Here is a 26,565-nt window from a genome sequence, read left to right as displayed (position 1 = left end):
TATATGATAATCTTTTTTCACTATATATAAATTTATATTATAAGCTCATCAGGCTGGTGAATTTATTTGGTTTATGGAACCAAGGCTTAGAGCAATAGGATTTTTTATATTTACCTTATTATAATGATTTTTTTTGGGTAACCTTATAGGAATAAGTGAAATATTAAAGGTATGTTGATTTTCTTTAGGTATAAGGATGTAAAAAAGTAATCAATCAAATATAATGTAATTAGAGAAATAGGTTTAGGGGGCTTGGTAGTGAGAGAAGAGCTTAATTGCTGAACTGAAATGCTTAAAAGCTCATATAAGGAGGAGTATTTAAATGGGCATAATTGAAGTTTCTAATATTACAAAGGATTATGGCAATAACAAAGGTGTATTTGATGTAACCTTCTCAGTAAACAAAGGTGAAATACTAGGATTTTTAGGACCTAATGGAGCAGGTAAAACAACAACAATTCGTCAGCTTATGGGGTTTATTAGGCCAGATAAAGGTAATGTAAAAATTAATGGTTTAGATTGCTTTGATAAAGCAGAGGAAGTACAAAAGGTTCTTGGATATTTACCAGGAGAAATAGCATTTATGGATGATATGACAGGTATGGAATTCATAAAATTTATAGGAAATATGAAAGGAATGAAAGATTTCTCTTCTGCAGAGGAATTAATGAAATTCTTTGAATTAGATCCAAGTGGAAAAATTAAAAAGATGTCTAAAGGTATGAAACAAAAGATAGGTATAGTATGTGCTTTTATGCAAGATCCAGATATATTGATATTGGACGAGCCTACTAGTGGGTTGGACCCTTTAATGCAAAACAAGTTTGTGGAACTTATTTTAAAAGAGAGAGCTAAAGGAAAAACAATACTTATGTCATCCCATATTTTTGAGGAGATAGAAAATACTTGTGATAGAGTTGCAATTATTAAGGAAGGTCATATTATTGCAATAGAGGATATGGAAAAGCTTAGAGAGAATAAGCATAAGATATTCCAAGTAACCTTCAATGATGAAAAAGAAGCAATTAAATTTGCTGAAGCTACAAAGAAAAGTTTAAGAGATGGAAATATTGTTGATATAAAGGTTTCTAAAAATATAGATGAATTTATTAAAACTTTAAGTAAATATGCAATAAAAGATATTAATATTAGGACTCAAACATTAGAAGAGTTATTCTTACACTATTATGGAGGTGAAAAGAATGATAAATAATACTTTATTTAAGAGAGAGGTTAAATCCAACTACAAAATAATGCTTATTTTTATGGCATTAATTTCCATGTATTCATCTGTTATTGTATTAATGTTTGATCCAAAGTTAGGTGAGAGTCTAAATGTTATGGCAGAAAGTATGCCAGAGGTATTTGCAGCCTTTGGTATGATGAATGCAGGAGCAACATTAATTGAGTTTATTGCAAACTATTTATATGGATTTATACTTATAGTAATACCTACAATATGTATTATTATCCTTGGCAATAAGCTAATTGTTAGATATGTTGATAAAGGTTCTATGGCATATCTTCTTGCAACTCCTAATAAACGTAAGAATATAGTTACTACACAAGCTGTATTTATGGCGTTTACTATTTTAGTTTTAGTTAGCATTGCTGTTTTGATTAGTGTAGGAGTTGCACAAATTGCATTTCCAGGAGATTTGGATATAAAGAAGTTCTTATTACTTAATGTTGGTTTATATGGATTATTATTTTTTATGGGAGGAATGTGTTTTCTATCCTCTTGTATATTTAATGACATCAAATACTCTTATGGGGTAGGTGGGGGGCTGGCAGTAGTTTTTATACTTATTCAAATGCTTTCACAAGTTGGAGATAAACTTGAAAAGTTAAAGTACTTCACTCCGTTAACCTTATTTCAACCAGATAATATTATTGTAGGGGATTCAAGTGCAATTGTATGTTTTGCAGTTTTATATATAATTGGACTAATAATGTATTTAGTTGGTATTAGAATATTTATAAAAAAGGATTTTCCAGTTTAATATAGGTTAACTTTTTGGTAATATAAGTTGATTTTTACTCCATTGCTTAAGTTGAAAGGCTTTAATATACTTATATTTAGAAAGTTTTCTAATGTAAAGTATTAGGAGTGATAGTTATGAATCTACGAATAGGTAGTGTTATACAGAAGTTGAGAAAATTAAAGGGGCTAACACAGGAACAATTAGCAGATAGTATTGGAGTTTCAAAGGCAGCTGTATCAAAGTGGGAAAGTGGGAGTACTTATCCTGATATTACTTTGTTGTCACCTATTGCAAGATTATTAGGTACTACAGTAGATGGATTATTAGAATTTGAAGAAAACCTAACTAAAAATGAAATAGATGAAATATTAATGAAATGTTCAAATAAGTTTACTACTTCAGATTATTTTCAGGCATATGAATATAGTGAAAAGTATTTAAAGAAATATCCTAATTGTTTGGAACTAAAATTACAGATGACAGGCTTGTATTTTATTTATATGTCATCCCTAACTTCAGAATGTGATATGAATAGGTTTATGGATAGAATTATAGAAATGCTAAAAGAAGTTTCCAAGAGTGAGGATAATGTACTAAAAAATAATGCATTATTATCTTTATCAAGTTATTATATTATGTTAGAGAAATATGATGAAGCTTTAGTTGTTGTAAATAAATTACCAGAATCATCAACATATAGAAAGGTAGTTACTGCTACTATACATTATCGAAAGGGAGATATATGTGAGGCTAAATGTATATATCAACAGCTTTTATTAGAAAGCATACAAAATTGTGGTATAAATTTAGTGTCTTTAGCGAGAATAGCAGAGAAGGAAGGAAATCTTGATAAGGGAATAAAGATATTAGAAACTAATATGAATATTTCAAAGCTTTTTAATGTTTCTAATAATGGTGCAGGAACTTATATGGAAATAGCTGAAATGTATGCTAGAAATGGAATGGAAGAAAAAGCTATTGATGCCTTAGAGAAATATGAGCTTTTTGTAATAAATAGTTTAGGTGAAAATAATGAAAATCTATCAGATACTATTTATTTTGATACAATTAAAGTAGAAAAGAAGCTAGTGACAAATGAGCAGCATATGAAGGATAGTATTAATCTTTTATTTGAGGGAAATGAATCATTTGATTCTATAAAAGATAATATAAGGTTTAAAGAACTTATAAAGAGAATAAAAAATTAAATTAATTTAGAGTAAATTAAAAAGTTGTCTATACAATTGATTTGTTGTGTTAAATAATTATTTATAATATAAATGAATAAGTAAATAAAATTTCCGAAAATTAAATTTACCCCATTTACGCCCCTAAGGTACTGTACTAGAACGTTGATAGTAGAGTACCTTTTTTATTAATAAAAAAACAGACAAGTTATTTAGGGGAACCTGTCTGTGATGGATCTTGTACTTTAGTAGTACATATATATTTAGTTTGGCACAGTATTATTATAAAATATATAAATTCAAAAGGATAGGATCTATATTAAATAAAAATGGTGTCGAAAATTAATATTATTATTTAATCAATTAATCTAATTAAATAATAATATTAAATGTGAACTATATGCACATTTATAAAGATAAAAAAGCAAAATCAAGAGATATTAAGAGATATGCTTAAAAAAAGCTATACAAATATCTTGTTCTGGGAAGATTAACATATTCTATGGATGGATATACTTTCAAGAATAGTGAGTAGAATGTAAAATTAAGAGGAATAGAGACGAATGTATGATTAGTATATTGTATGGAGGAGAGAAGGAATGTTAGAATACACATATTATGAAAATTTTATAAGTTATCTTAACGCTAATTCTGTTCTTAAGATATACAAAAACTCTATAATAGATATAGCTACTAATGATATTACTATAGATAGTGGATCTATATTAAGGATAAGTCTAAATAATAAATTGATAGAGATAACCCAAAAGGATACCTCAGCAATGGGAATAGAGAAATGGTTAATGGAACTTGGTTGTAAATATAATAATAAAAATAAAATAAGGAATAGATATATATCAGATTTTTCTCAGGATGAAATTATGTATGATGAAATGTATTATTATGTTTGTAAAAAGTTTAGATGTATATTGAAAGATTATGAAGGATTAAAAATAAAAGATTCTAAAGGGGAATATCAATGTTTTGAAGAGGCTGTAATTACTGGAAGTGGTGATTTGGAATATAAGTTAAATCGGTACCTTTCATGTACTTTCAATATAGTAAGTAAGATACATAACTATAAAAAAGTAATTAATATAAGTATTACAGATGATATGGAGGAAAAACAGTTAGAAGAAGAAATAGGAATAGCGTTAAGTGAGTTTGTATACAAGATGAAGTTGCCAAGGTTAAACCTTAATAAAATATATGGAAGTTTTGGAAGTGAAGTTGAATGTCTTTTATCTCCTTTCTTTGCGGGAAAATTAATTCATGAATCTACTGACTATTGTTCTAAAAATAGTTTTTTAGAGAGTAGCAATTATATAAAGGATATATTAAATGAAAAAGAGAGAAATAAAGATATTAATGAGTCTATAATAGATGGATTGTACATAGATGATTGGGAGTTTACCAATATAGATAAGGATGGTGTTTTTTACATAAAAGCAAAAGATGTATTAGTAATAAAGAATAAGGAAGTTATAGGTATAATTGAGAACGTAGAGTTTTTAGGGGATAAATATAAATTTTTATCATCAATATCTCAGGTTGGAACAGAGTTTAAGTCATATAAAGATGTGTGTAAAATAGAGAATAAAAAAATAGTTAAAGTTAATTATGAATCACCATCAGTATTATGTAAATTAGATATTCTTATATAAAGGGCTATACATATTGGTAATAGCCCTTATTTTTATGGAATGACTATATTTTTTCTGGGATTGTCACAGCTATCTATTAACTTGTGTTGTAAATTACTATATTTTGAGTCAGAGGTTATTGCGTATAAATCATTATATAATAGACCTAAATCATATACATAATTAGAATTTATAAAAAACTTTTCACAATTTTTAAAGTAGGTTTTTGATAATTCTAATTCATTATTAATAAAAGCAATATGACCTTTCATAAAATAATAGCAGTTTCTATTATAGGAATCTAAGTCTTTTATATTTAACTTAGTAAGTTCTTCAAGTGAGGCATCAAAATTTCTTATATTAAATTCTAATATAGCTTTTTGCATAATAAAAGAAATTCTTAAGCTGGAATCAAAGTTATCCTCATATTTAAGAACAATTTTATCTAAGAGTTTTATAGCTTCATCATATTTTTTTGAATACCTTAAAGCATTAATATAATTTAAGTAACATTCAATCGCTTTTTGTTCATCCTTAATATAGATAAAAAAGAAGATTGCTTTTTGAATATGTTCTATCGAATGTTCATAATCTCCAATATTATAATAGGCAGAACTCAATGAAATATGTATTGATGCGAAAATTTGTAAGTATATTAATTCTTTATTATAGGATAGGAACTCTTCTAATAGATTAATACATTGTTTATAATTACTTATAGTGTTATACAGATATCCTAAATTATTTATAATCATAAAGTATTGACGTGTTTTAAGTATATTATTTTTTTGAAGAATATCCTTAGCTTTTAAAGAGTATTGTATAGCTTTTGAATAATCTTCTAATTCAAAATATATAACAGAGATAACATTAAATGCGTTTGATACATTTTCAATATATTGATTAGTATCATCCTCTTTAAGGGAAAAAACAGTTTTAATATAACTATTTAATAACTTAATACTATGGTTATAAAAGTGCATTTTATAATATGAATATCCTACATAATATGAATAATTAATATTTGTATTTATATCTATAATATTCTTTTCGTATTTTGAAATTATAGCTAAGTAATTTTCGTTTTCAAATAATTTATATAAGGAATCTTTAAATTTCTCGTTATTATCATAAGGTAAGGAATAGGTTTGAAGAAAAAATTCAATAGAAACTCCTAAGTTTTTAGCAATATGATCTAGTTGATATATAGAAGGAGTAACCTTATCATTTTCAATTTTACTCAACATAGTTCTACTCAAAATATTACAGGTAAGCTCTTCTTGTTTTAAACCTACTTCTTTTCTTAGCAATTTTACCTTTTTTCCTAATGAATACACAAAAAAACCTCCTTTTTGTGAAAGATGTTCACAATATATAAAAATAAAATAGAAATATGAGAAATTTTAAGATATACATAATAAAAGCCTAATAATATAAAATGGTCTATAATATATTTATTATACACTATGTAGCAATATTTTACATAATTGGGCTATTAAAGTAATATTTAGATATAAATTGGTTTGGAGGTGTATTAATATGAGAAAAATAAAAAATTTAACTGCTGTTGCTTTAACAGTTCTTTGCTTAGGTGGAGTGCTAGGATTCAATGCAGGTATAGCACCATGTAACGAAACAAAGCCTATTATGTTTACGTAAGTATAATATAAGCTATATTAAATATTATTAGAAGTAAAAATAGAAGATTCCTAGATAAAAAGAGCTACTAATAAAAGTAGCTCTTTTTATCTGGGGATTTGTTTCAGTTTTGGTGGTTTTATAGTTTTATTTATTATTAAACTGATTATTATTCCGCATAATGTTTCAAAAACTCTATTAAAAGCGTAATAATAAGGGTCTCCAAATGCATGAGTTGTAGTTATTGCTAAAAAGGCAATACAGGATACATTAATAGCTCCAGGCATTTTTAAAAAAGTAATATTTGAATGAATTACAATTATTATACCTATTGCAATAGAGATATAAATAATTAATTTTCTTAATAATACACTGTCTATATTTATTGTCATCCATTTGAATATAGTCATTATAATAAGTCCAATTATTGCACCATAGATAGTACCTATACATCTGTTTTTTGCCATGTTATAAGAATTTTCTAAAGTATCTTGAATACAGAAAAGACAAGTTAAACATGCAAAGAAAGGCTCGTTAGGTAATAAAACTAAACATAAAAATACTGATAAAGATGTTTTTATGGTTCTTAAACCTATCTTTGGTACTTCTAAATTCTTCATTTGTTAATCACCTTTATATTATAAAATTTTTATTATTTAACTAAGTAAACTATATCAAGAAAATTTGATATAGCTTGCTTAGTTTATCTATGTAATCCAAGTGCTAATATTGATAAAGTAGACCAGTCTGTTTGGGGATTTTCTATCCATTCACATTCTATATCTAACTCTTTAAGCCATGCATTAAGGCCACTACTTTCCTTAGAAACATTGGGAAGGTTTCTTCCATAAATACTTTTAATTTCAGCAAGTAGATTCTTTTGATCATTTTTATCTAATTTTGTTCCAATTAAATTTGAAATATATTCACGACATTCATCGTAATATACTGCATCTTGAGCATATAATTCATTTGCTAAGACTTGTCTTTCACTATTTAAGTATTCCCTAATTTCTGCTATTTCATTTTTATTAGATAAATATTTTGCAGAGATTCTAAGAGCCTCTATTTCTTTATCTAATTTTTTAATTGATTTTTCAAGTTTTAAATTTTTCATGTTTTATCTCGCTTTACTAACTTAGTTTATTTATCATAAAGATAACTAGAATATTATATCATTAATTATCAATGAATAAAGAGAAATTATAGATGGTAAAATATAATTTCTCTTTATTTATAAGGTGGATGAATAATAAGAGTTTATATTTTGAAGAAATGTTTATTATCTTATAGCTGTTTTATGGAGGACTTATTTTAATATATAAAAAAAGACCTTATCCCTTTGGATGAGGTCTTTTTTGGTGCCGCCAGTGGGAATCGAACCCACATGGTTTCCCGCACGATTTTGAGTCGTGTGCGTCTGCCAGTTCCGCCATGGCGGCATGTTTTTGAGAACACAATTATATTACCATAAGTAGAAGAATAATTCAATAGATAAAAAATTCAACCTTTATAGGCAAAATTTTTATATTTTTCTGTTGTGGTAATGGTGGACATTTGCTAGAATATAACTAGGATAAAATTAACCCTAGCGGGACAATTTTTGACCTAGTATATAATATAACTTTATTTTATAGTTATAATAATTAGGGAGGAGAAAACAATATGATGTATTCAAGAGAAGTTGAAGAAATGTGTGTAATTGCTAAAGGCCCAAATCATGGAGCAGCTCCAATACCTGAAGAAGGTAAATGGGTACAAGCTAAAGAAGTAAAGGATATTTCAGGTTTAACTCACGGAATTGGTTGGTGTGCACCTCAACAAGGAGCATGTAAATTAACTCTTAATGTTAAAGATGGAATTATTGAAGAAGCATTAGTTGAAACAATAGGATGTTCAGGAATGACTCACTCAGCTGCAATGGCTTCAGAAATCTTACCAGGTAAGACTATATTAGAAGCTTTAAACACAGACTTAGTTTGTGATGCTATTAACACAGCTATGAGAGAATTATTCTTACAAATAGTTTATGGAAGAACTCAAACTGCTTTCTCAGAAGGTGGACTACCTATCGGAGCAGGTCTTGAAGATTTAGGAAAGGGTCTAAGATCTCAAGTTGGTACTATGTACGGAACTTTAGCTAAGGGACCTAGATACCTAGAAATGGCTGAAGGATATGTAACTAAGGTTGCTGTTGATGAAGACAACGAAATTACTGGATACAAGTTTGTTCACCTTGGAAAGATGATGGAAATGATCGGAAAAGGTATGGATGCAAACGAAGCTTTAGTTAAAGCATCTGGTCAATACGGAAGAGTAGACGACGCTGCTAAATTAATAGATCCAAGACACGAATAATTAATTGATAGGGAGGAATAATCATGCCATTATTTGAAAGTTATGAAAGAAGAATAGGACAAATAACACCTGTACTAGAAAAGTACGGTATGAAAACATTAGAAGATGCTAAAGCAGTATGTGAATCAATCGGTGTTGATCCATATGCAATAGTAAAAGAAACTCAACCAATCGCATTCGAAAATGCTGGATGGGCTTACGTTTTAGGTGCTGCTATAGCTATAAAGAAAGGTTGCAAGAAGGCTGCTGATGCTGCTGAAGCAATCGGAGAAGGATTACAAGCTTTCTGTATACCAGGATCTGTTGCAGATGACAGAAAGGTTGGATTAGGACACGGTAACTTAGGAGCTATGCTTTTAAGAGATGAAACTGAATGTTTCGCATTCTTAGCTGGTCACGAATCATTCGCTGCAGCTGAAGGTGCTATAAAGATAGCTGAAAAAGCTAACAAAGTAAGAAAGCAACCATTAAGAGTTATCTTAAACGGTCTTGGAAAAGATGCTGCTATGATAATCTCAAGAATTAATGGTTTCACATATGTTGAAACTTCATTTGACTTCTACACTGGAGAAGTTAAGGTAGTAAGAGAAAAAGCATACTCTAACGGGCCAAGAGCTAAGGTTAGATGCTACGGTGCTAACGATGTTAGAGAAGGTGTTGCTATAATGCACATGGAAGGTGTTGACGTATCAATCACTGGTAACTCAACTAACCCAACAAGATTCCAACACCCAGTTGCTGGAACATACAAGAAAGAATGTATTGCACAAGGTAAGAAATACTTCTCAGTTGCATCAGGTGGTGGTACTGGAAGAACTCTTCACCCAGATAACATGGCAGCAGGTCCAGCTTCTTATGGTATGACTGATACTATGGGAAGAATGCACTCAGATGCACAATTCGCTGGATCATCATCAGTTCCTGCTCACGTTGAAATGATGGGTCTTATCGGTGCTGGTAACAACCCAATGGTTGGTATGACTGTTGCAGTTGCAGTTGCTGTAGAAGAAGGAATGAACAAGTAGTTTTTACTTGAATATAAGAAAAGTACACTATTAGCTTATTTTAATAGTGTGCTTTTTGCTTTTTAAGTGTCTTGGAAAGTATAAAATTTTAATGTGACTTAGAGCTTGCTACTGAACGAGCAAAACAAATATCCACTCCACCTTTTTAATAAGTATTTTTAGAAATGTAATTATATAAGTCTTCCATTATTAAATCTCCACCAAGCTTGTAGTTATAATCAGAATTTGAAACTAGGGATTTATTATAGCTCCAGGTAGCATTCCATAACTTAGCTATAAAAATATATTTATTTAATTTATATATATGGTAAGAAGTACAATTTCCAAAGTAAAAGAATAACAGTTTTTTTCTCGTGTCTTTAGATAAAAACCATGATAAGGTAGCTAGGTCATAGTAAATATCATTCATTCCTATAAAATCAAAATCAACTAAGTAGACTTTATTATTTTTATATAAGATGTTAGAAGGATTTAAGTCGTTATGGCATAATCCTAAGTCTAGATCTTTAGAAAGTTCTTCCTCTAAGAGTTTAAATTTATGAATTATAGCCTTTGTGTAAGGGGGAAGGGGGAAATCTATTTCTTCTAAACTAGAGAGATTATCTTTAATTTTATCAAAAGGATTATTATAGTTATTGTTAGAAAGAGAGTGTAATTTTTTTAATTCTGATGATATAGCCTTTAAAAAAACTTCTGTATTTTGTAGTTGTTCATCTAAATTTGCATTGGATATATATTTGCTAAATAAGATTCTATTTGAAGTGAAAATCCCTTTAGGTGTAATGTCTTTATGTTCTAATAGTTTTATAAGTTTTTTATTGTTCCCTTTTGTAATTTTTAAAAAGTATTTTTTATGGAAAATGGTTATATTATATGTAGAGTTATTTAGACTCTTTATTGGAGTTATTTTTAATATATTTTTCATTTTAATCTTCCTTTCAACATTAATTTATTATATCAAAAAGATTAAAATAGGAAAGTTGTACATATTATAAATTAAATTATAATGAAATAAGAAGGAGGTGTTATTTTTTGGAGATTATAAAAAAAGATGGTAGATTGCAAGAGTTTGATAAGAAAAAGATTTTTACTAGTTTAGATAATGCATCTAAAGATGTAGATGGGATTGCATTAAATGAGTCAGATATTAAAATATTAGTTGAAGATATCTGCAAGAAGTTAGAAATGATTAGAGGAAATGATAATCCAAGCTCTAGCTATGAAATTATAGGTGTGATTATTGATGTATTAAAAAAAGATGGTTTTGCACCAATTGCTAAATCCTTTGTTGAATATTAATATTTTTCAAATTGTGTTGACAAATTATTGAATACATCATAGTATGATAGTATAAAAGTTAATAGGCCTCGGTAGGTGAGGTTACTACAAGGATACGGGTCGCTGCCGTAAAAGAATGGAAACATTTTTAACTGGTTAGCAGGTTTTGCCGAACAAAGAAGGTTTAACTTAATGCGATTTCATTGCCTTGCAGAGCCAAAACTCAAACGAGAAAGTGTTGTTATAGTTAATTATGCCTTCGTCAGTTTGAGTTGACGGAGGCTTTTATTATTTTTTGAAAAATCAGGAGGTGAAAAAGAATGGAATCTGGAAATGGCAGTACGGAAAATGGAAGTATTAAAATTGAAGATAGTGATGTGTATCTGGATGAAGATCCTTTCTTTTTTACCCTTTTAACACCTTTCTATTTTCAATTCTGAAACTAACATTATCCAAGTTACTAAATTTTCAAATTCAAAAAACAAAGTCTGTGGTTAAAAAATAGAATTTTTGACCCTTAGTTTCTTATTGCCTTTTTTAGGTGATAAGTAGATTGATTTAGTAAGGAGGAAGGAAAATGTTAAAGGAAAGAATATTAACAGATAGACTAATTACATTAGGCAGAATGTCTAAGGCAGAATTATTTAATGAATTAAATACCAATATAAATGGGTTATCAAATAAGATGATAGAAGCAAGGAGAGATAAGTTTGGTAAGAATGAAGTGATACATGAAAATGAAGAACCATGGATTATAGAGTTACTAAAATCATTTATAAATCCTTTTAATATAGTTTTAGTTATATTAGCAATTGTATCAACTTTTACAGATGTAATTATTCCAAAGGCTGAGGATAGGAGTTTTACTGCAATAATAGTTATTTTAACAATGGTAACAGTAAGTACTTTGTTGCAGTTTTTTCAAGAGAGAAAGTCAAAGGATGCTACAAATAAGCTTAAAGCTATGGTTAAGACAACTACTTTAGTAAAAAGAGATGGTGAAGAAGCAAAAGAGATTGATATGGCTGAAGTAGTTCCTGGAGATATCATATATTTATCTGCAGGTGATATGATACCGGCGGATATTAGAGTTATCTCATGTAAAGACTTATTTGTTGGCCAATCTTCATTAACTGGTGAGTCTGAACCTGTAGAAAAATTGGATTATTTAAAAGAAAGAGATAGGGGGATAGCAATATGTGATTTAGATAATATACTTCTACTTGGAACTAGTATAATAAGTGGAAGTGCTGTTGGTGTTGTAGTATCAACTGGAAATGATACCTATCTTGGTAGTATAGCAGTTGAAATTTCTAATAAGGAAGAAGAAACAAGTTTCCAAAAAGGTGTTTCGAAAGTAAGTTTATTATTAATTAAATTTATGATGATTATGGTTCCTATAGTGTTTGTGATTAATGGAATTACTAAGGGGGATTGGCTACAAGCGTTTTTATTTGCAATATCAATTGCTGTAGGACTAACTCCAGAAATGCTTCCTATGATTGTGACTACAAATCTAGCTAAGGGTGCTATATCTATGGCAAAAAAGAAGACTGTAGTTAAAAAGATAGATGCAATTCAAAATTTTGGCGCTATGGATATTTTGTGTACAGATAAAACTGGAACACTAACATTAGATAAAATAGTTGTGGAAAAGCACTTAAATATAAATGGAGAAGAAGATTTAAGAGTGTTAAGACATGCCTATTTAAATAGTTATTTCCAAACAGGTTTAAAGAACTTAATGGATGTTGCGATATTAGAACATGGAAGAGAAGCAGGATGTGACAAAGAAGAAGAAAGATTTATAAAAGTAGATGAGATACCATTTGATTTTACTAGAAGAAGAATGTCTGTTGTTTTAGAAAATAAGGTTGGAAAGAAACAGCTTGTAACTAAAGGTGCAATTGAAGAAATGTTAAGTATATCCTCATATGTAGAAATGAATAATAAGGTTGTAAAGTTAACTGATGAATTAAAAGAAAAAGTGTTAAATACAGTTAATGATTTAAATGGGGAAGGTATGAGAGTAATTGGAGTAGCTCAAAAAAATAATATTGAGGATATGGTAGAATTTGGTGTTAAAGATGAGAAAGATATGGTTTTAATTGGATATATAGCTTTCTTGGATCCACCAAAGGAATCTGCGGCTGAAGCTATTAGAGAATTAATTAAATACGGCGTAGATGTAAAAATATTAACTGGAGATAATGATTCGGTAACAAAGAAGGTTTGTGAAGAAGTTGGGTTATATGTTAATTATATACTTCTTGGAAATAATGTGGATATTATGAGTGACGAAGAACTGTCAATAGCAGTTGATGAAACTAATGTGTTTGCAAAATTATCACCATTACAAAAGTCAAGAATTATAAAGGTATTAAAAGAAAAAGGTCATGTTGTAGGGTTTATGGGGGATGGAATAAATGATGCAGCTGCCCTTAAAGAAGCTGACGTAGGTATTTCTGTAGACACTGGTGTAGATATAGCTAAAGAATATGCGGATATAATACTACTTGAAAAGAGTTTAATGGTTTTGGTTGATGGAGTTAAAGAAGGTAGAAGAGTCTTTGGAAATATAATTAAATATATTAAGATGACAGCAAGCTCAAATTTTGGAAATGTTTTTTCTGTACTTGTAGCTAGTGCGTTTTTACCTTTCATGCCAATGCTATCTATTCAATTATTAGTACAAAACTTATTATATGATTTCTCACAACTATCAATTCCATGGGATAGAATGGATAAAGAGTATATAGAAAGACCAAAGAAGTGGGATGCAAAGGATATAGGAAGATTCATGATGTTTATAGGACCTTTAAGCTCGGTGTTTGATATTATAACTTTTTTAGTAATGTGGTTTGTGTTAGAAGCTAATACAATTGAGAGTCAAGGGTTATTTCAAACAGGTTGGTTTGTAGTGGGGTTATTATCTCAAATACTAATTGTATATATGATTAGGACAGAAAAGGTTCCATTTATTCAAAGTAGACCAACTATTCAGGTTATATTATTAACATCAGCAATAATGTTATTGGGGATCATAATACCTTTTACAACTATTGGAAAAGGTCTAGGTTTTGTTGCGTTACCAAAAGTGTATTTCTTAATGGTTGTTTTAATATTAGTTGGATATTGTGGTTTGGTAGAAAGTGTTAAAAGGATTTATATAAAGAAGTTTAATAACTGGTTATAAAACAAAAATCCGAATTTTGTTTCTTTTGTAACAGGAACATAATTCGGATTTTTATTCACAAAATTAATATAAAACTTAAAATTGATAAAAAATATTCGTAAACACTATTGAAAATTGTCGAAAGTTATCTTATTATAAATCGGGGGCAAATTTCAGAAGTATGAAAGAGTGGTAAAATGAAAAACTTATTAAAAAAGGATGGTCTTTTAGACAATTTCTTTGAAATATCAAAGAATAATACAAATGTTAAAACTGAAGTGGTTGCAGGTATTACTACGTTTATGACGATGGCTTATATATTAATAGTTAACCCTTTAATACTTTCAGAAGCGGGAATGGATCAAGGAGCAGTATTTACAGCAACAGCTTTATCAGCCTTAGTTGCTACATTAATTATGGGATTATATGCAAAATTGCCATTTGCTCAAGCACCAGGAATGGGACTTAATGCTTTTTTTGCTTTTACAGTAGTTTTAGGAATGGGATATTCATATCAATTTGCATTAACAGCAGTTTTCTTAGAAGGTATTATATTTATTCTTTTAACTTTATTTAATGTACGTGAAGCAATTGTTGATTCTATCCCAGCTAATATTAAGAAGGCAATATCAGTTGGGATTGGTTTGTTTATTGCTTTAATTGGACTTGAAGGAGCTGGAATTATAGTTCATCCACAAGATGGTGGGACAATAGTTGCTCTTGGAGATATAACTAGTGGAACAGCTTTACTTGCAATAATAGGGATTCTTATTACTGGAATATTATTAGTAAGAAAAGTTAAAGGAGCTTTATTTATGGGAATGTTAATTACTGCTGTAGTTGGAATTCCAATGGGTGTTACACCAGTACCAACAAGTATAGTTAGTGTACCACCATCAATAAGCTCAGTGTTCTTACAATTTGAATGGTCAAATATTTTTTCAATAGATATGTTAATAGTATTATTTACATTATTATTTATGGATATGTTTGATACTATAGGAACTTTAGTTGGAGTTGCTACTAAGGCTAAGATGTTAGATGAAAACGGAAAGGTTCCTAATATTAAAAAGGCTTTATTTGCAGATGCGGTAGGTACAACTTTTGGAGCTTGCGTAGGAACTAGTACAGTAAGTACATTTGTTGAAAGTGCATCAGGAGTTGCAGAAGGTGGTAGAACAGGACTTACAGCAGTTACTACAGGTATAATGTTTGCTTTAGCATTATTTTTCTCACCAGTATTTGCATCAATAACTTCAGCTGTAACATGTTCAGCTTTAGTATTAGTAGGGTTATTTATGATAGAACCGATTAAAGAGATAGAATTAAATGAGTATACAGAAGCTATACCAGCATTCTTAACAATAATAATGATGCCATTATCATATAGTATTTCAGATGGTATAGTATTTGGAGTTATCTCTTACATAGTATTAAAATTATTTGCTGGCAAGTCGAAAGACATTAGCTTTACAACTATAATAGTTGGTGTAATATTTTTACTTAAGTTCTTAATTTAAATATAAGTAAGTTAACAGAGGTTTTGTGTTTCAAAACCTCTTTTTATATATAGATAATTAAGAAATAATTTCTAGTTTAAAAGATAATATCCTAGTTTGAAAATGTTACTCTTACATACACTATGTTAGAATAGCTTTTTACAATTTATTTACTTTGAAAAATAGATTTAAGATGGTAAACTAATGAAGGATTTAAATTAATTAGTATAAAATACAAAAGATAATAAGGAGAGTAGAAACATGTTAGAAGATGAAAAAAAATTAAGGTGGTATAACCTTGCACTTATGGCCTTTGTATCTGTATGGGGGTTTGGTAATGTTGTTAATAACTTTGCAAACCAAGGGCTAAAAGTTATAGTTTCATGGGTGTTGATTATAGGATTATATTTTGTACCTTATGCATTAATGGTAGGGGAATTAGGATCTGTTTTTAAAGATGGTAAAGCAGGAGTTAGTACTTGGATAGGAAATACAATGGGAAGAAAGCTTGCTTATTTTGCAGGTTGGACTTATTGGGTTGTACATATTCCATACTTGGCTCAAAAACCTCAAGCAGTACTTATAGCTTTAGGATGGGCAGTTAAAGGAGATGGAACTCTTGTAAGTGATATGTCTACATTAACAGCTCAATTAATTACGTTAGTAATATTTTTGTTATTTTTATGGGTAGCTTCTAGAGGAATAACTTCTCTTAAAACTATAGGAAATATAGCAGGAACTTCAATATTTATAATGTCAATGCTTTATATACTATTAGTTATTGCAGCGCCTTTTATAAGAGGGACTGACATTGCAACTGCTAATATTACAGTTGACACTATAATACCTAGGTTTGACTTTACTTATTTTACAACATTATCAATGTTAGTATTTGCAGTTGGAGGAGCAGAAAAAATATCTCCATATGTAAATAATACAAAGAATCCATCAAAGGAATTTCCTAAGGGAATGTTAAGTCTGGCTATAATGGTAGCAATATCAGCTATTTTAGGATCAGTAGCTATGGGAATTATGTTTGATGCAAATAATATTCCTAAGGATTTAATGATGAATGGTCAATATTACGCATTTAAGATGTTAGGTGAGTATTATGGAGTGGGAAATATATTATTAATTATATATGCTCTTGCTAATATGACAGCGCAAATATCTGCTTTAGTATTCTCTATAGATGCACCATTAAAAGTACTTTTAGCAGATACTGATGATAATTTTGTACCAAGAACTTTAACTAAGACAAATAAGCATGGAGCGCCTATTAATGGATATTTAATGACTGCTATATTAGTTGGAATACTTATAGTTGTACCGGCATTAGGAATTGGTGATATGAGTGAACTATATAACTGGTTACTAAAGTTAAATTCTGTAGTTATGCCAATGAGATATCTATGGGTATTCTTAGCATTTATAGCACTTAAGAAGGCTTCAGATAGATATAATTCTGAATATAAGTTTGTTAATAATGATAAGGTAGCCCTAGGATTTGGGGTGTGGTGCTTTGCCTTTACAGCTTTTGCTTGTATAATGGGAATGTTCCCTTCAGGAGTTCAAGCTTACTCAGGTGAATGGTGGTTCCAGGTTACATTAAATATAGTGACACCATTTATATTAATAGGATTAGGATTAATACTACCTTTAATAGCTAAAAGGAAAAAGAATACATAATTTTTAATAAAATCTTAAAATAGGGATTTGAGTCTTTATTCATCTAAGAGTTAATTGTATAATAGGATTAGCAAAAGAAAATAATAATTATTATGAGGTAAAATTATGAACAAAGGTACATTGAGAACAATAATGTATATAGCATTGGGCGTTTTAATATTTTCAGTTGTTATTAATTTATTCTTTTCAATCCTTCCATATCTTTTAATAGGTGGAGCTGTAATTTATGTAGTTACTAAGGTTGTAGGATATTTTAATTCTAAAAAGAGTGAGATAAGTAGCAATGAATCAACAAATAATAATTATGAAGTATATGTTGATGATTCTGTAGATACAAGTAATGCTATAGATGTAGATTTTGAAGATGTAGATAAATAAAGAGATGAACATAGGGATGGTTTAAATAGCCATCCTTTTTTGAATTTAATTAGTATTAAAAGGGGAAAAATATATGAATATAAGAAAATTAAAAATTTTTTATGCAACAGCAACTAGTTTAAATATGACAAAGGTAGCAAAAGAATTATACATAAGTCAACCATCTGTAAGTCAAGCTATTCATGAGTTTGAGGAGGAGATAGGTGCAAGATTATTTGATAGAATAGGTAAAAGAATTTACTTAACAAATGAAGGAGAAGTTTGTCTTAATTATGTTCGAAGAATTCTCAACTTATATGAGGAAGCAACTGAAAAAGTTAATGAAATAACTAATCAAGAAAAGGGAAAAATAAAAATAGGAGCTAGTACAACAATAGGTACATATATTCTTCCTGATATATTAAAGGAGTTTGTTGAGGAACATAAAGGAATTGAAATTTCTTTAATAATAGAAAATACTACAAATATAGAAAAGCTAATTTTAGAGAATAAGGTGGATTTTGCTTTTATAGAAGGTAGGATAATATCTGAAGAAATAAATAAGGTTCCAGTATGGAAGGATGAAATTGTATTTATAACTAGTGCTAAACATCCTTTAGGAGATAAAGGCGTTATAACTCCTAAAGAACTTAAAAAGGAAAAGTTGATAATGAGAGAATTTGGTAGCGGTACTAGAGAAATTGTTGAGAGTTTCTTTTTAGAAAAAAATATAGATTATAGAATCTTTATGGAACTTGGAAATACAGAAGCTATAAAGAAAAGCGTAGAAGCTAATTTAGGAGTAGGTTGTATCTCTAAAAGATGTTTAGAAGATAAAGTTGAAAAAGGTGAACTAAAGACTTTAAGAATGGATTGTGGAAATATAAACAGAGAACTTATGCTTATAATACATAAGGATAAGTTTATGAATAACAATATGAAAGAATTTATAAAGTTTATTAATAAGTAAAAACCTATGAAATATATCAAAATTAAGTATTTTACCTTTTAAACATTCTGGCAGTATACTAAAAGTAACGAATGACAATACAGAAAGCTATTAATCATCAGGAGGAATGCTATGATAGATAAAAATACATTTATTAAGAATTTTAGAAGTGTTCATGATAATTTGCCAATAGGAGCAGTTGCAACATCAGTTGGAGCAACAACATTATCTAATATATTTGCTTTAAGAGAGTTAACTTTCTTAAAGGATATATTTATGAACATGGCAGCAATAGTGGCTTTGTTTGCATTACTTAAATTGTTTTTTTACCCTAAAACAGTGAAGAAAGAATTAGATTTGCCAGTGCTGGCAAGTGTCTTTCCTACATTTGGTATGTTAATTATGATTTTAGGTAACTACTATTTAAAGTTTAGTTATATATTAGGTAAGACAATGTGGCTTTTGGGAATTGTAATTTATAGTGTGATCTCAATGATAGCTATTTATAAACATTTAATAAAGAATTTTAATTTTAATACCTTTGTGCCTAGTTTTTTTATTCCCTTTGTAGGAAGTCTTGTAGCTTGTGTAAGTAGTACAGGAATGAATGAACCTATATTAACTAAAGTTATCTTCTATTGGGGTACAACAACATATTTTTTAATATTACCTTTTATGATATATAGGTTGTATAAGGGAGATATAGAAAAACAAATATATCCAACAGTAGTTATTATGGCAGCGCCACCTAGCTTGGTAATAATAAGTTACTTAACAGTGTTTACAACTTATAATAGAAATTTTGTAGGATTAATGGCAGTGATAGTGTTTTCTATAACTTTATACTCCTATATACAAATTCCTAAATGCTTAAAAGAAAAGTTTAATGCAGGTTTTGCGAGTTTAACCTTTCCATTAGCAGCAACAACACTTGCAACTTTTAAAATTAGTATGTATTTCTTAACTGTAAATGTAACTTTAGCACATTTATTTGAAGGAATTGGAGTTGTAGAATTATTTATTGCTACATCAGTAATTGGGTTTGTTCTTTATAATTTATTTTATTTATTGTTTCAGAAATTAACAATGCAAGATGCTATAGAATAGTTAAAGGTAAGAAGAGAAATTACTATGTGATTTCTCTTTTTCAATGCATAGAAAAGTATAAAATTTCAATTAGCGATAGTAATTTTATAATTTCCTTACCTTAAGTAAGAAGGGAATAGATATTTATTTTTCTGTGACTTGGAGCTTGCGACGGAACAAGCAAAATAAATATCTGCTACAACTTTTTGATTATTCTAAATAAATTTCTATATTTGATAAAATGAAGTTTTGGAAAATCATAATTTCATTTTAATTGCTATTAAAGCGGATGTAATGTATAATACTGGTATAAAATGAAAGTTTTTATTTAAAAGGGGGCAAAATGATGACAAAAGTAAAAATGACAACTCCATTGGTTGAAATGGATGGAGATGAGATGACAAGAATCCTTTGGGGCATGATAAAGGATGAATTAATTATTCCTTTTGTTGATTTAAAGACGGAGTATTATGATTTAGGGCTTGAGTATAGAAATGCCACTAATGATCAAGTTACAATTGATGCAGCTAATGCTATTAAAAAATATGGGGTTGGTGTTAAGTGTGCAACAATAACACCTAATGCTGCAAGAATGAAGGAATATGAGTTAAAAGAAATGTGGAAGAGCCCAAATGGTACAATTAGAGCAATATTGGACGGTACGGTATTTAGGGCTCCAATAATAGTAGATCCTATTAAGCCATACGTTAGAAATTGGAAGAAGCCAATTACAATTGCAAGACATGCTTATGGTGATATATATAGGGATGTTGAAATGAAGATAGAAGGAAAAGGAAAGTGTGAACTTGTTTTCACTTCTGAAGATGGGAAAGAAAAAAGAGAATTAATTCATAACTTTGATGGATCTGGTGTGGTTTTAGGAATGCACAACTTAGATAAATCTATTGAAAGTTTTGCAAGAAGCTGTTTTAATTTTGCTTTAGATACAAAGCAAGATTTATGGTTTGCCACTAAAGATACTATTTCAAAAAAATACGATCACACATTTAAGGATATATTTCAAGAAATATTTGATGAGGAATATAAGAGTAAGTTTGATGAAATTGGTATACAATACTTCTATACATTAATAGATGATGCTATTGCAAGAGTGGTTAAATCAGAAGGCGGAATGATATGGGCTTGTAAGAACTATGATGGGGATGTAATGAGTGATATGGTTGCTACTGCTTTTGGCTCATTAGCTATGATGACTTCAGTATTAGTTTCTCCAGAAGGAAATTATGAGTATGAAGCAGCTCATGGAACTGTTCAAAGGCATTATTATAAACATTTAAAAGGTGAAGAAACTTCAACCAATTCAATGGCAACTATATTTGCCTGGTCTGGTGCTTTAAGAAAGCGTGGAGAACTTGATGGAAATAAAGAGCTTATGGATTTTGCTAATAAGTTAGAAAAAGCATCTATACAAACAATAGAAGAAGGTATAATGACAAAAGATTTAGCTTCACTAGCTTCAATGGAAAATGTTAAGACTGTTAATACTGAAGAATTTATTAAAGCTATAAGAGAAAGATTATAATATAAAAACGAAACTACCGATGTGGTTTCGTTTTTTGTTTTAATAGATGCAAATAAGATTATTAGCAAACTAATATTTAAATATAAGAGCTTAACAATATATAAATATAACAATATATAAATATACCTTTAGTAGGAGTGGGGGGGATATTTGTTTTGATGTGACTTGGAGCTTTGTGACTGAACAAGTAAAATAAATATCTACTCCCCTATGTGTAAATGGAATTCTAATAAGATTCTTTATTTTTTCAGCATAGTTAGAATAATATTCAGGGTTTCAAGTTACTTAATAGGTTGTATATTTATCAACTAATTCATTTACTAGTATGAATTAGTTATTATAGTTTTTGGGATTAGTTCGTCCGTCTATTAAGTCTCCTGTAATTACTATAATATCAGGAGATATATTTTCTATTTGTGATAGTATAGCGTGCTGATCTTTTCCAAAAGACTTACAATGTAGATCAGATATCTGAAGTATTTTGACATTATCCTTTGTTATTTTCTTTGAAGTTAGGGTGTGTTTCGAAATATCAATTGTATTATTTTTGTAATATATGGCAATAGAAATTATAGCTAAAAGCAAAAAAACATAAGTTAAGTATCTTTTTCTAAAGTTAGGCAAACTTAGAAAACACCTCTCTTTTGTAAATAATAAAGTGTTTTCATTTCTAAATAATAGAATAAATGAATTTAAATAGAAGAAATATATAAAAAAATATTATATACAAAAAAATTACAAATTATATAATAAAAATGTTTACATTCAGAGAAAAATCGTATAAAATATAACTGTATCATTCATTTGGTAATATACATTTTGAATAAATGTACATGTATAGAAGTATATTACAAATAAAAAAATAAATATATATACAAATAAGTAAAATTATGCTATTATGTAAATGATAACAAAACTTAATATTTATTTTGTATATGATAAATTACATAAAAGGTTTGAATATTTTATTATTTGATTCAATAAAATATAGTATTAAGAGATTTAGTTTAAAGGTAATAGGAGGAACTGAAGGGAATGAATAAGGTTTTAGTAATTTGTAAGGGAACAGGGCAATCAAAATCATTTGAAAGGTTTATGGATGATTATACAAAGAAAAATAATCTTCCTATCGAATGGATTTATGCAAACGATAAAGAGTATTTAGAGGTTATAGAAGGTGGAGATGTTAAAATAGCAATTATTTCTCCAGAAGTAGTTTTGGTAGAAGCTCAAATAAAATCAACTTTAGAATCTAAGAATACTCCATACATAGTTATTAAACCTGCAGATTTTGGTTTGAAGAGAGTAGAAAAGTTTATGCCTGATGTTGAAAAATATATAGTTTAATATATTTGGGAAAAAAGGTGAGGAAATGGGAGAAATCTTGTTAACTAGGGATTACCATGAGTTATACAGCTCTCAAGAGTTCAAGGTTATTATAGATGGTAAAGAGGTAAACAACATAAAAAATAATAAAAGAAAAGTTATTACCTTGCCAGTTGGACAACATGAAATGTATATTCAAGTAATGGGGACAAAGAGCTCAACTAAAATAGTTAATATAGAGCCTAAGAAAACATTAAGATTAAGTTGCGGAAGTAACTTGAAGGGACTTAAATATATATTTCATTGGTTATTTGCTTTTAGTAAAAATAGTATATATTTAGAAGAAACAGTTTAGAGTTCTATTTTAGCTATAAAGATAATAAATATATTATAAAAATATGATGTCTTTTGAGATAAGGTTTACAATGGACAAGCATAATTTAGCTTTGTATGTTTGTATATATTAAAAGATCTAAGGCACAAGGTTTTTTAAAATATAGAAACATTCATATAAATTTATTAAAACTAAATTATTATTAGGGGGGAACAAAAAAATGATGGACAAAATTTCAGCAGCATTAGAAAAATATCTAATGCCAGTAGCGTCATTCATCGGTGGACAAAAACACTTGATAGCTATTAGGGATGGTTTTATTACTTCTCTTACAGTATCAATGACAGGTGCTTTAGCATCAATGATGAACGCAGTTTTCTTTAAAGTAGATTCATTTATAGGTCAATACTTAAATAAGATTGACGCTTACAAAAGTTCAGTACAACCAATATTAGATAAATATGCTATCCCAGTAATGGGCGATATTTGGTTCGGTACTTCAGCAATTTTATCAATATTTATATTATTAGGTGTAGCTTATTCATTAGCTAAGTCAAATGAAATGGACGGAATAGGTGCAGCTTTAGTAGCTTTAGCATCTTGGTTTACAATATTCCCACAAACAGCTATGGGTGTATTCTCAAAAGCAGAAGATGGTACTTTTGCTGAAGGCGCATGGGGATTAATGTCAGTTAATCAATTAGGATCAAACGCTATGTTCTCAGCAATGTTAGTTGGGTTAGTAGCAGCTCAATTATTCGTTACTTTTGCTAAAAAGGGATGGATTATTAAGATGCCTGAACAAGTGCCACCAGCAGTATCTAAAGCATTCGCTGCTTTAATCCCTGGAGGATTAACATTAGTTATTTTCGGTATTATCGCTGAAATATTTGCACAAGCTTTTAAGACACCATTTGTTGATTGGATGTTAAAGGTAGTTCAAGAGCCAATGATGGCACTTGGTCAATCTCCATTAACTTATATCTTCTTAATATTTATTGCACAATTACTATGGTTCTGTGGTTTACACGGTTCAAACATGGTAGACCCTGCATTAAATACTATGTATAAGACAGCTTTACTTGACAACGTAAATGCAGTTGCTCAAGGTAAAGAACCTATATATGCATTAACTAGAAACTTCGTTGACGTTTACGCTCAACCAGGTGGATCAGGTGGTACATTAGCTTTAATAATTGCTATATTCATATTCTCTAAGAGACAAGAAGCTAAGGAATTAGCTAAGATAGCAGTTGCTCCTGGTATATTCCAAATTAACGAACCAGTTATCTTTGGTTTACCAATCGTATTAAATGCTACTTACTTTGTTCCATTTATCATAGCTCCACCAATATGCTTAGCAATAGCTTGGTTCTTCACAGAACAAATCAAGTTTGCTGACTACTTATGTGTTGAGTTACCATGGACAACTCCACCAATAATCTCTGCATTCTTTGGAACTGCTGGTGACTTTAAGGCAGCAATACTTGCAGCAGCATTATTAGTACTTTCAGTTGTAATTTGGACACCATTCGTTATAGCTGCAAACAGAATGGGAGATTCTGAGCAAGCTTAAGAATGATTTTTAAGTAAATATTTAAATTTGAATGCATAAGCCCTTGGCTTATGCATTCTTTATAAGTTATAATAAATACAATATGTATTTATGGAAGGATGGGAATTATATGGCCTTTTCAAATTCAGTGGAATTAAGTTATCCAGTAGAAGAAGTATTTAAGTTATTTATAAGAACAGCAAAAAGAGACTTCCCAAGATTTAATGAAGAGAACCCAGTTGGATGTAAGGTAAATAAAAAAGTAGGGGCGTACTCAGCAGGGGCTACAACTATGGAAGTAGAGATAACTGGATTTGTAAAAAATGAGTTATATCAAATTGTAAGCACTAATGGAAGTGTTAAATATACATCTACATATGAGTTTGAAGTGATAGATGAAAATACTACACGACTTACGTTAGTAGAAGAAGATGAGAAACCAGGTATTTTCCCTTGGTTTAATACATTAGTTCAATCAGTTTTATTTAAAGGAAGAGTAAGAAAAAGATTTATATATTTTGTAGAAAGACTAGAAGAAGAGTTAGAAAGATATAGAAAGAATATTGCTAAGAACTCTAAGTCTAGAGCAGATGAAGAAGCAAAAATAAAGGCAAAAGCTGAAGCTAAGAAAGCTAAAGAAGCAGCTAAAAAAGCTAAAGAAGAAGCACAAGCAGCTAAGATGGCAGCTGCAAAGGCAATTGCTGAAGCTAAAGCAGCAGCAGAACAAGCTGAAAAAGCTGCTAAGGAAGCAGAAGCAAAATCTCAAAATATAGAGTATGTAAGTGAAGACGTTGTAGTTGATGAAACAGTTACAAATGAAGGTGAAAATAATTAAATTCAAATATAATGATGCTTTGTAAAGAAACTCGCTTTTGCGAGTTTTTTCTTGTATGCAGAAAAGTAAAGTAATATAATTAAAAATCATAGAGCAAAAGAAAAAGAGGTGTTTGTGTGTTTAAATTACTTGAAACACTAGTAGAAAAAAACAAAGAGTATGGAAAAGATGGAAAGTTAGCATCTTATATACCAGCATTACTTGAAGCTAATCCTAATGATTTAGGAGTTGCTATAGTAGATATAGAAGGAAGAAAGTATTATGCAGGGCAGTGTGAAAAGAACTTTACAATACAAAGTATTTCTAAAGTGGTAAGTTTGATTCTAGCACTTGGAGATAATGGAAGAACAAATGTATTTAAGAGAGTAGATGTGGAGCCTACTGGTGATGGTTTTAATAGTATAGTAAATTTAGAAACAAAGGATAAAAAAAGACCATATAATCCTATGATTAATGCAGGTGCTATAGCTACAACCTCATTAATATATGGAGAAGATGCGGAGGATAAGCTTGAAAGAATAATTAAGTTTATGAGAAAAGCAACAAATAATCCTAAAATTTCAATTAATGAAGAAGTTTATATTTCTGAAAGAAAAACTGGTGATAGAAATAGGGCTTTAGCATATTTTATGAAAAGTAATGGAATGCTTCAAGGGGATGTAGAAGAAATTTTAGAATTATATTTTAGACAATGTTCAATAGAAGCAAATGCAATTGATTTAGCTATGTTTGGATCAGTCTTGGCAAATGATGGTGTAACACCATGGAATGGTGAAAGATTGATGTCTAGAGAAACTTGTAGAATAGTTAAGACTATAATGGTTACTTGTGGAATGTATGATGCATCAGGAGAATTTGCAGTTCATATTGGTATACCTGCCAAAAGCGGAGTAGGGGGAGGAATATTAGCCACTGTTCCTAGAAGAATGGGGATTGGCGTGTATGGTCCTGCTTTAGATAAGAAAGGTAATAGTTTAGCTGGTATACATGTATTAAAAGATTTGTCGGAAGAACTAGATTTAAGTATCTTTTAGGTACATTGAATTAATCTAGAGTTTTTTGGGGAGTTTTATAAATGTATAATGATTTTAAATTAGAATAAT

24 protein-coding genes, 1 tRNA gene and 1 riboswitch are annotated in these 26,565 nt (G+C 29.3%); of the genes, 19 read left to right on the top strand and 6 right to left on the bottom strand.

Going from position 1 to position 26,565, the window contains the following annotated elements; translation table 11 throughout:
- Positions 1-322: 322 nt before the first annotated feature.
- The 4 genes from KIB46_RS11075 (at position 323) to KIB46_RS11060 (ending at position 4,836) form a co-directional block, all read left to right on the top strand.
- On the top strand, positions 323-1,213 hold the full coding sequence (locus KIB46_RS11075; RefSeq protein WP_291671935.1) for an ABC transporter ATP-binding protein: 891 nt from the start codon (positions 323-325) through the stop codon (positions 1,211-1,213).
- Positions 1,203-2,003, top strand: coding sequence for an ABC transporter permease subunit (locus KIB46_RS11070; protein WP_291671933.1), 801 nt, complete (start codon positions 1,203-1,205; stop codon positions 2,001-2,003). The genes KIB46_RS11075 and KIB46_RS11070 overlap by 11 nt, the downstream gene beginning before the upstream one ends.
- A 116-nt stretch (positions 2,004-2,119) precedes the next feature.
- Entirely contained in the window at positions 2,120-3,193 is a 1,074-nt protein-coding gene (locus tag KIB46_RS11065) for a helix-turn-helix domain-containing protein (RefSeq protein ID WP_291671931.1), read from the top strand.
- Positions 3,194-3,771: 578 nt separating this feature from the next.
- Complete coding sequence (locus tag KIB46_RS11060; protein ID WP_291671929.1) at positions 3,772-4,836, top strand: hypothetical protein; 1,065 nt, start codon at positions 3,772-3,774, stop codon at positions 4,834-4,836.
- Positions 4,837-4,868: 32 nt separating this feature from the next.
- Here KIB46_RS11060 and KIB46_RS11055 read toward each other — a convergent pair whose 3' ends face one another.
- From KIB46_RS11055 to KIB46_RS11040, 4 genes are all read right to left on the bottom strand, one after another.
- Positions 4,869-6,152 (bottom strand): helix-turn-helix transcriptional regulator, encoded by a 1,284-nt coding sequence (locus KIB46_RS11055; RefSeq protein ID WP_156560782.1) that lies wholly within the window; start codon positions 6,150-6,152, stop codon positions 4,869-4,871.
- Positions 6,153-6,560: 408 nt separating this feature from the next.
- A complete protein-coding gene (locus tag KIB46_RS11050; protein ID WP_291671926.1) occupies positions 6,561-7,073 on the bottom strand; it encodes an FUSC family protein in 513 nt (170 codons plus the stop codon).
- Between the two features lie 83 nt (positions 7,074-7,156).
- Positions 7,157-7,570 carry a hypothetical protein gene (locus KIB46_RS11045; RefSeq protein WP_291671925.1) on the bottom strand — a complete coding sequence of 138 codons (414 nt, stop codon included), beginning with the start codon at positions 7,568-7,570 and terminating at the stop codon, positions 7,157-7,159.
- 242 nt (positions 7,571-7,812) lie between these two features.
- Positions 7,813-7,895: transfer RNA gene (locus tag KIB46_RS11040), tRNA-Leu, on the bottom strand.
- Between the two features lie 223 nt (positions 7,896-8,118).
- On the opposite strand from KIB46_RS11040, the gene KIB46_RS11035 reads away from it, so the two are divergent.
- Together KIB46_RS11035 and KIB46_RS11030 are read left to right on the top strand one after the other, a co-directional pair.
- The gene (locus tag KIB46_RS11035; protein WP_156560789.1) at positions 8,119-8,811 is read left to right on the top strand and encodes an iron-sulfur cluster assembly scaffold protein; all 693 of its coding nucleotides are present in this window, start codon (positions 8,119-8,121) and stop codon (positions 8,809-8,811) included.
- 23 nt (positions 8,812-8,834) lie between these two features.
- Positions 8,835-9,836, top strand: coding sequence for a GGGtGRT protein (locus KIB46_RS11030; protein WP_027098263.1), 1,002 nt, complete (start codon positions 8,835-8,837; stop codon positions 9,834-9,836).
- 145 nt (positions 9,837-9,981) lie between these two features.
- Here the strand turns inward: KIB46_RS11030 and KIB46_RS11025 are convergent, their stop codons facing one another.
- Positions 9,982-10,761: a phosphotransferase gene (locus KIB46_RS11025; RefSeq protein WP_156560790.1), complete on the bottom strand. Its 780-nt coding sequence runs from the start codon at positions 10,759-10,761 to the stop codon at positions 9,982-9,984.
- A 107-nt stretch (positions 10,762-10,868) separates the two neighbouring features.
- Here KIB46_RS11025 and KIB46_RS11020 point away from each other — a divergent pair, with 107 nt between their 5' ends.
- The 8 genes from KIB46_RS11020 (at position 10,869) to KIB46_RS10985 (ending at position 21,412) form a co-directional block, all read left to right on the top strand.
- Positions 10,869-11,135 (top strand): ATP cone domain-containing protein, encoded by a 267-nt coding sequence (locus KIB46_RS11020; protein WP_156560792.1) that lies wholly within the window; start codon positions 10,869-10,871, stop codon positions 11,133-11,135.
- 60 nt (positions 11,136-11,195) lie between these two features.
- Positions 11,196-11,357, top strand: a riboswitch (M-box (ykoK) riboswitch).
- Positions 11,358-11,691: 334 nt separating this feature from the next.
- Positions 11,692-14,310 carry a magnesium-translocating P-type ATPase gene (mgtA, locus tag KIB46_RS11015; RefSeq protein WP_291671918.1) on the top strand — a complete coding sequence of 873 codons (2,619 nt, stop codon included), beginning with the start codon at positions 11,692-11,694 and terminating at the stop codon, positions 14,308-14,310.
- A 176-nt stretch (positions 14,311-14,486) separates the two neighbouring features.
- Positions 14,487-15,809 carry an NCS2 family permease gene (locus KIB46_RS11010; protein WP_156560796.1) on the top strand — a complete coding sequence of 441 codons (1,323 nt, stop codon included), beginning with the start codon at positions 14,487-14,489 and terminating at the stop codon, positions 15,807-15,809.
- Positions 15,810-16,049: 240 nt separating this feature from the next.
- A complete protein-coding gene (locus KIB46_RS11005; protein ID WP_156560798.1) occupies positions 16,050-17,477 on the top strand; it encodes an amino acid permease in 1,428 nt (475 codons plus the stop codon).
- A gap of 105 nt (positions 17,478-17,582) precedes the next feature.
- A complete protein-coding gene (locus KIB46_RS11000) occupies positions 17,583-17,855 on the top strand; it encodes a hypothetical protein (RefSeq protein WP_291671914.1) in 273 nt (90 codons plus the stop codon).
- A 73-nt stretch (positions 17,856-17,928) separates the two neighbouring features.
- Positions 17,929-18,804: a LysR family transcriptional regulator gene (locus tag KIB46_RS10995; RefSeq protein WP_156560802.1), complete on the top strand. Its 876-nt coding sequence runs from the start codon at positions 17,929-17,931 to the stop codon at positions 18,802-18,804.
- Positions 18,805-18,915: 111 nt separating this feature from the next.
- Positions 18,916-19,890: a TDT family transporter gene (locus tag KIB46_RS10990; protein ID WP_291671912.1), complete on the top strand. Its 975-nt coding sequence runs from the start codon at positions 18,916-18,918 to the stop codon at positions 19,888-19,890.
- 325 nt (positions 19,891-20,215) lie between these two features.
- Positions 20,216-21,412 carry an NADP-dependent isocitrate dehydrogenase gene (locus tag KIB46_RS10985; protein ID WP_291671910.1) on the top strand — a complete coding sequence of 399 codons (1,197 nt, stop codon included), beginning with the start codon at positions 20,216-20,218 and terminating at the stop codon, positions 21,410-21,412.
- Between the two features lie 330 nt (positions 21,413-21,742).
- On the opposite strand, the gene KIB46_RS10980 is transcribed toward KIB46_RS10985, so the two are convergent.
- A complete protein-coding gene (locus tag KIB46_RS10980) occupies positions 21,743-22,036 on the bottom strand; it encodes a metallophosphoesterase (RefSeq protein WP_291671908.1) in 294 nt (97 codons plus the stop codon).
- A gap of 411 nt (positions 22,037-22,447) precedes the next feature.
- Between KIB46_RS10980 and KIB46_RS10975 the strand changes: the two genes are divergently transcribed.
- The 5 genes from KIB46_RS10975 (at position 22,448) to glsA (ending at position 26,496) form a co-directional block, all read left to right on the top strand.
- Positions 22,448-22,759, top strand: coding sequence for a hypothetical protein (locus KIB46_RS10975; protein WP_156560810.1), 312 nt, complete (start codon positions 22,448-22,450; stop codon positions 22,757-22,759).
- A 25-nt stretch (positions 22,760-22,784) separates the two neighbouring features.
- A complete protein-coding gene (locus KIB46_RS10970) occupies positions 22,785-23,093 on the top strand; it encodes a hypothetical protein (protein WP_291671905.1) in 309 nt (102 codons plus the stop codon).
- A 199-nt stretch (positions 23,094-23,292) separates the two neighbouring features.
- Positions 23,293-24,648, top strand: a complete 1,356-nt coding sequence (locus tag KIB46_RS10965; protein WP_156560814.1) for a PTS transporter subunit EIIC — start codon at positions 23,293-23,295, stop codon at positions 24,646-24,648.
- A gap of 109 nt (positions 24,649-24,757) precedes the next feature.
- Entirely contained in the window at positions 24,758-25,462 is a 705-nt protein-coding gene (locus KIB46_RS10960) for a DUF3284 domain-containing protein (protein ID WP_291671902.1), read from the top strand.
- 116 nt (positions 25,463-25,578) lie between these two features.
- Positions 25,579-26,496, top strand: coding sequence for a glutaminase A (glsA, locus tag KIB46_RS10955; protein WP_156560818.1), 918 nt, complete (start codon positions 25,579-25,581; stop codon positions 26,494-26,496).
- Positions 26,497-26,565: the final 69 nt, after the last annotated feature.

Origin of the sequence: Clostridium sp. (genome assembly GCF_018372875.1) — a bacterium.
Lineage (GTDB): Bacteria > Bacillota > Clostridia > Clostridiales > Clostridiaceae > Clostridium.
This window is presented reverse-complemented; position numbering and strand designations above follow the sequence as displayed.